Source organism: Moorena sp. SIO3B2 (assembly GCF_010692525.1).
Classification (GTDB): domain Bacteria; phylum Cyanobacteriota; class Cyanobacteriia; order Cyanobacteriales; family Coleofasciculaceae; genus Moorena; species Moorena producens.
On sequence record NZ_JAAHHE010000342.1, the window covers coordinates 1 to 6,326 of the forward strand.

General features: G+C 43.1%; 6 protein-coding genes. 1 reads left to right on the forward strand and 5 read right to left on the reverse strand.

Going from position 1 to position 6,326, the window contains the following annotated elements; all coding sequences use genetic code 11:
* Positions 1 to 260 precede the first annotated feature (260 nt).
* The 5 genes from F6K38_RS33065 to F6K38_RS33085 all read right to left on the reverse strand — a co-directional run bounded on the left by F6K38_RS33065 (position 261) and on the right by F6K38_RS33085 (position 5,608).
* Positions 261 to 1,841, reverse strand: a complete 1,581-nt coding sequence (locus F6K38_RS33065; RefSeq protein WP_287359334.1) for a flavin-containing monooxygenase — start codon at positions 1,839 to 1,841, stop codon at positions 261 to 263.
* 5 nt (positions 1,842 to 1,846) lie between these two features.
* Positions 1,847 to 2,722, reverse strand: coding sequence for a class I SAM-dependent methyltransferase (locus F6K38_RS33070; protein WP_008184791.1), 876 nt, complete (start codon positions 2,720 to 2,722; stop codon positions 1,847 to 1,849).
* A gap of 216 nt (positions 2,723 to 2,938) precedes the next feature.
* Entirely contained in the window at positions 2,939 to 3,073 is a 135-nt protein-coding gene (locus tag F6K38_RS33075; RefSeq protein WP_267875741.1) for a hypothetical protein, read from the reverse strand.
* 16 nt (positions 3,074 to 3,089) lie between these two features.
* Positions 3,090 to 3,635: an EF-hand domain-containing protein gene (locus tag F6K38_RS33080; RefSeq protein ID WP_287359337.1), complete on the reverse strand. Its 546-nt coding sequence runs from the start codon at positions 3,633 to 3,635 to the stop codon at positions 3,090 to 3,092.
* Positions 3,636 to 4,321: 686 nt separating this feature from the next.
* The gene (locus F6K38_RS33085; protein ID WP_287359343.1) at positions 4,322 to 5,608 is read right to left on the reverse strand and encodes a Glu/Leu/Phe/Val family dehydrogenase; all 1,287 of its coding nucleotides are present in this window, start codon (positions 5,606 to 5,608) and stop codon (positions 4,322 to 4,324) included.
* A 260-nt stretch (positions 5,609 to 5,868) separates the two neighbouring features.
* Between F6K38_RS33085 and F6K38_RS33090 the strand changes: the two genes are divergently transcribed.
* A partial coding sequence (locus tag F6K38_RS33090; RefSeq protein WP_287359340.1) for a DUF4126 domain-containing protein occupies positions 5,869 to 6,326 on the forward strand: 458 nt, incomplete at its 3' end.

The window sequence follows — 6,326 nt, forward strand, 5'->3', positions numbered from 1 at the left end:
CGTTCTCTAATATTTCCATTTTCTTCTATTTTTAAGGCTTTTTGAAGTATTGTTTTTTGCTCTTGTGTCAGATAATTTTTTGCTGGCATATTTCCTATTATTGGGTTATTTATTAATTTTTATTATACCAATTTAAATGCCGAACAGCTTATCAGCTGATACCTTACCTCGAACTATTAAATTCTCCCTAAAGAGGTTTATTTTCAGCTGACCGCTGACCGCTGACCGCTGTTCGCGTAGCGTGCGCGTAGCGGATATGCTTACCCTAATTGACCTTTGTTTCTCACCAAATTCATAGCAAAATATATCGGATTCAACAACCCCTTAACTACAGCCTTGAACCCATAAATCACACGACCTCTTAGACCAGCTTTGATAACGTGATTATTGAAGGGAATCACCGGTAACTTCTTGATCAGCTCTTGAGCTAAGGCTTTCTTTTGGCCTGGTCCTCGTAAACGAAACTGGGTACCTTGCGTCGGACCATATACGATGGTAAACCAGAGCCGAGGATGTAAGAAAAAGTATTTCCACAAGGGCGGTTTGCAACCAATTAAATCAGCTAGCTCGTCGATGTATATATGATAATCAAGCAAGCTTCGGATCCGAGCAGCATTATGTTCAAACTGTTCTAAATATTTCGCTTTATCTATAGATACCACCTGCTCCATTTCCTCAGAAGCAGGAAGAGTTCGTTTACCAGTACAAATCAAGGCCAAAAATCTGGCTTGCATTTCCGTAATAGGAAACTGACTGCCAATGGCCGGACGTGCCCAACCAATCCAAGCGATTTTGTCCCGATACTGGGGATGAAAGATATGTTTATAAAGACTCCGGGGGTCAGTTGTTCTCAAGTGCTCAGGTAGGAAAGAAACATAGTTTTTGTAGCCGGTACAAAATACCACCGCATCCACGTTTTCAAGGGTTTCCCCATCAGCCGCGATCAATGTCGAGCCACCATCTTTTACCTTCACTATTTCGCCGACCACTTGACAGCCATGATAGACAATTGCCTTGGGTAAGGAGATATTTTTAGTTCCGTATGTACCCCAGACCCCTTTTTTAGCCTTAACCTTCTGATTTAGCTCAACTATAGTATCATGAACTGGATCGTTTTTGCTCAACTCTAATCGGAAGATAAGTTTGCTCAAAGCATCTCCATAGTCCCTTGGTAGACCGTATACACCGCGATGGCTAGCAGTATCGGCAGCATAGTCACCTCTCTTCCTGGGTATTATCCACCCAGTTGAATTGCGAAGGCTGACCCAGCACTTGTTGGCGACACGAGATATTTCTAGGGCGATGTCTGAAGCTGACTCACCTCCCCCAACCACTAATACTGTTTTGCCCACAAAGTTATCGGCATTACGATATTCCTTGGAATGGGAAAACTCCACCTCAGTTAATAAATCTTTCCACTCTGGATAATTTGAGATACTGTTGTTACCAATTGCCAAAGCTACCCGTTTTGAGTACAAAATCTCTCCAGAGGTTAGTTGAATTTGCCACCCTTGATTTTCTTCATTAGTGAGTGCTACAACTTTCGATTTGAAACGAATTTTATCGAAAATACCAAAATGTTTGGCATAGCTTTTCCAATAGTCAACTGCTTCGTTCTTTGTCCAGAATTTGTGCTGATTCCCATCACCTATCCAGAAGTCCGAAAACATACTAAATGCGCAAGATGTAGTCAGCACTAAACTGTCGTAGGCATTGGCATAAACCCCTCCCAAATCCTCTGCTTGCTCTAAACAGATTACCTCGCCTACACCTTGCTCCAGTAATTCTTTGGTAGTAACTATACCAGCTGGCCCTGCTCCAATCACTATGCAATCTAACATACTATTTAACTTCCGATGTCGGGAGTAAGCACAAAAACAAATGAATCCGCGAGTATAGATTCAGCAACAGCAGGATTAATCCCCAAGGGTTGCAAGCAAGTTAGTTGGTCTAATACATTGAGCATACTATACCCCTGAAGCTGAAACCCTTGCTCATTTACGAATTGTCTAACCTGATCGAAATTGTCAAAGATAGTATCTGTGTCTGAGGTGGCTGTCATTCCTCTGACTGTCTGGCTCAATTTTTGCCAAGCTGGGCTATTTCGCCGTACCCTACTCAAATATTCTTTTGTAATTAAATCAGGGGTTATCCACACACCACCATAAACCTGAAGCAACTCCCGGACATTAGCAAACAACCGCTGTTTTTGATTAAATGTCAGGTACAGCAGTAGTCCCTCGGATATTACAGTAATGGGCGTTCGGGAATCTAGATAACCTACATCGATAGGTAATTGGCTGGGTTGACTAGTGGCATCAATCCCAACAAAGTGCAAGTTTGAGCGTCCGCCAATTAGCTGTTTCACCAGTTGCTGTTTGCGCGTTATCATCCCTGGCAAATCACTCTCGATAAAAGTTGTAGAAGGGTTACCAGACATTACCATGCCCCGTGGCATCAAGCCGGAGGCTAGTTCAAGGATTTGAGTTTTTTGAAATTGAGCCATCACTTGATTGATAGCTTTATACCGACCTTCAAATAAAACGGCTACTTCAAACGATTTATCAGACTGTTGTTTTTGTAACTGCTCCACGAAAGCTTGAGCATTAACCAATTGTGCTAATTCTTGCCCATAAGGAATGTCGGTAAACTGTCTGGCATAAGCCACTAGTAACGCTGTGGGACTGATATTGTCGAAGGAACTAGTTGGCACCTGCATCATTAGCAATTGGGAATTGGGAATTTAGGGAGTAGGGAAAAGGGGAAGCAAGTTTCCCCTTTAACACTGGGCGCTTACTTAGCAACATTTCTGTGACAGGAATATTGTAAGGTTCTATGTAAGCATTCAGCCGTCAGCTATCAGCTAATGCGCTACGCGCACGCTACTTGAGGTGCTAATGCGCTACAGATGGTGCTACTTGAGGTGCTAGCAGGCGCTTTAACTGCACAGGGTCGGATCAGAGGAGCAGGGGTTTTCAACCAGCCGTACCAGCACCGTCTTGTTTACTACCTCCCGTTGATTTGCTGACGGCTGACAGCTGATAGCTGTTGGCGTAGCCTGCGCGTAGCGCATATGCTTACCGTTCTATCTACCCTTGACCAAAGACAAAATTACCAGGTGCTTCTGGATCTTCACTACGGAAGAATTCATCGATCAGCTCGATATGTTTTTCTTTAGAAATGGAGTCATCATCCTTTAAATTAAGCCGTTTGAATACCTCGTTAGCCAAATTTTCATCACGTCCGGCGCTTCGATACCATTGTCTGTATTCCTCCAAATCCAGTTGCTCATCCCCATTAGTATCAAATACGCTAAAGACGAAACCGGCGATGCCCCGTATTTCCGCTTCATAAGCGCCTTGGTCTTTAAGGATATTCTCGATATATACCAACCATTCCTCTAAAGATATCCTATTGTCACGATTGGTGTCTGCAAACTTTTGCATACTATCCCAACGAGACATTAACTTCGATTGAAAGGAATTGTAGTTGGGTGAGCCTGGCTCCCAGCTGCGAAGCTGAGAGTAGCTTTCTAGGAAGCGCTCAAAATCCGCTTGCTCAATGAAACCGTTATTGTCGGCGTCATACATTTCAAACAATCTTGGTAATTTCTGCTTCTGCAATTCAGTTAGCATAATTAATTTCTCCAGGGAGTAATAAATTCAAGTTTACACTAAGTTTACACCCTCGATAACTAGTGGGACACAATTAATACACCGTTGGTTACAGCAACAGCTGATGGTCAGGGTAAAAACAGCATCAGCTGATAGCTGAATGGTTACAAAACAGCTAATCTAGCCTTGGTTTAAATTCATAAAAAAGACTATTTGTCAAGGGTTTGTTTATAAATTTTAATCAAATTACCAAACTCTTGCTATTATTGGTATTTGGGAATTTGCCTTGCTCTACCAGAGGGAAAATTAACGTTTGATCGTTGTGTGTATAAGTTGGCGATATGCTCTGCTGCGCTGTATGCGATCGCTAACTAGATAACGCTGTTGCTAAAATCATAAAATTCTCAAACGTTATAATTAGCAAACCATTAGAGATTTTCTGATGATTTGTCACTAGATTGGTGATAAATTACCGACAAAATGAACTTGTCACCAATCTAGAAAAATCAGTGGCGTAGGGTGCGTTAGGGATGAGCTCACCCTAATTTTATTGGTAGCCAGTGTTGATACAGTCCATCCCGTAACGCACCACCGGGTCAAACTGTTACGGCTGAAGGCTGACGGCTGTTCGCGTAGCGTGCGCGTAGCGCATAAGCTGATAGCTGAATACTTACAAAGTACCTCACCCAATTAACAACTGCTACATCTCAAGTTTTACAATAATAATCCCTAGTTCCTTTAGCATCCAGAGAGTCTCCCAGGCGATTCAAAGCATGAACATAAGCAGCTGTGCGCATGGAAACCGCTAGTTCCTGAGAAAGTGACCAAATTGTTTCGGTTTCTTCCAGCATTTTTTCTTTCAGACGCTGATGGACTTCATCGAGCTTCCAATAGTGTCCACTCCGGTTTTGTAACCATTCAAAATAGCTAACCGTGACACCTCCAGCATTAACCAAAATGTCAGGAAAAACATAGATGCCTTTTTCTTCCAAACGATTGTCAGCTGTCGAGGTTACTGGTCCATTGGCTACTTCAAAGATATAGTTGGCTTTGATATTATCAATGTTTTCTTCGGTAATTTGATTTTCCAAGGCAGCAGGAATCAACACATCCACATCTAACCCTAAAAGGTCTTGATTAGTAATGACTTCATGCTCAACAATATTGCAAACGCTACCTCGACAGTAAACGGCTTTAATGCCTTGACTGGATGTTTTGTATTGGCGAATACTAGGAATATCTAACCCTTTTTTGGCATAAATACCCCCTTGAGAATCACTGACAGCCACAACTTTATAACCAGCTTTAGCTAACAGTTGCGCTATCACAGCACCAGCATTACCAAATCCTTGCACGGCTACGGTGGTATTTTGAGGCAGCTGGTCAAATTTGGGCAAAATGGATTCAATCACAAAAAACGCGCCAGTAGCGGTAGCGGTATCGCGACCAACACTTCCTCCCAATGCCAAGGGTTTACCTGTGACGACCCCTGGACTGATTTGACGGCGAATGACGCTGTATTGATCCATCATCCAACCCATAATCATGGAGTTGGTGTAAACGTCGGGAGCGAGAATATCAATATCAGGTCCAATGAAATCTGCGATCGCATCGATGTAACCACGACTTAACCGTTCCAACTCCAGCTTTGATAAGGCTTTAGGATTTAGAGTAATTCCCCCTTTGCCACCCCCGAAGGGCAAATTTAAGGTGGCACATTTAAAGGTCATCCAAAAGGCTAAGGATTGGACTTCATCTAAACAAACATTGGGATGATACCGCACTCCCCCTTTTGCTGGTCCTCTGGTGGTGTCATAGCGAACCCGATAGCCCTGAAACATCTGTAAGGAGCCATCATCCATGCGGACTGGGATAGAAACGCTCAAACTAGATTTGGGATATTTTAAGCGTGCGATCGCATCCTCGGAAATTGACACATATTTCAATGATTTCTGCAATCGTTTACTGGCATCAGCAAATAATGACTCAGACATGGCCTTATTTCTCCAGCTAACAATATTTACCATTTACCCAGTCCTGGTTATTTCAGGACTTACGCAAAGCCCCCGTTGGTCCCCCAATTATGGGGGACTTTGACATCATTCCCCCCCAATTTTGGGGGGTTAGGGGGGCAAAACCAACTCAACTTCGTAAGTCCTATATTTAATTTAATCACAAAAAAACTGTATATTTTGTTACATTATGCTAAGCTTTACTGGTTTATACTAAACCTCTTGCCAAAGTAACTACACTCATGATTGCACTCCTCGCCGCCCTCTCAGCTTCCGCTGCGGCAGGAATGAGAATTGCCCTGCCTCTGTTGGTAATTGGTTTGCTCCACAGTGACCAACTGTGGTCGAAGGTACCGTTACTGTCACAGATTCATCCCCCAGTCTTGCTGACTATCTTGACAACCTGGTCATTGGTGGAACTATTTGCCTCCAAAAAGCTATTAGGACAGCGAGTCTTGCAAATAGTTCAGCTAGTGTTAAGTCCTCTAGTGGGAGCAATTCTTGGTATTGCTGTGACTCAGTTTGCCGAAGAACTAACGGGATATGTCTGGGTAGTCGGTATTGTCGGCGGTTTATTAGCCTTTGTACTCCAGTTAGTTCAAGTGGGATGGTTCTACCGTTTGCGTGGCTTACCTCTGTGGGTAGTGTTTCTTCAGGATTTTCTGTGCGTAGTTTTGATAATCTTAGCTTTTGATGCTCC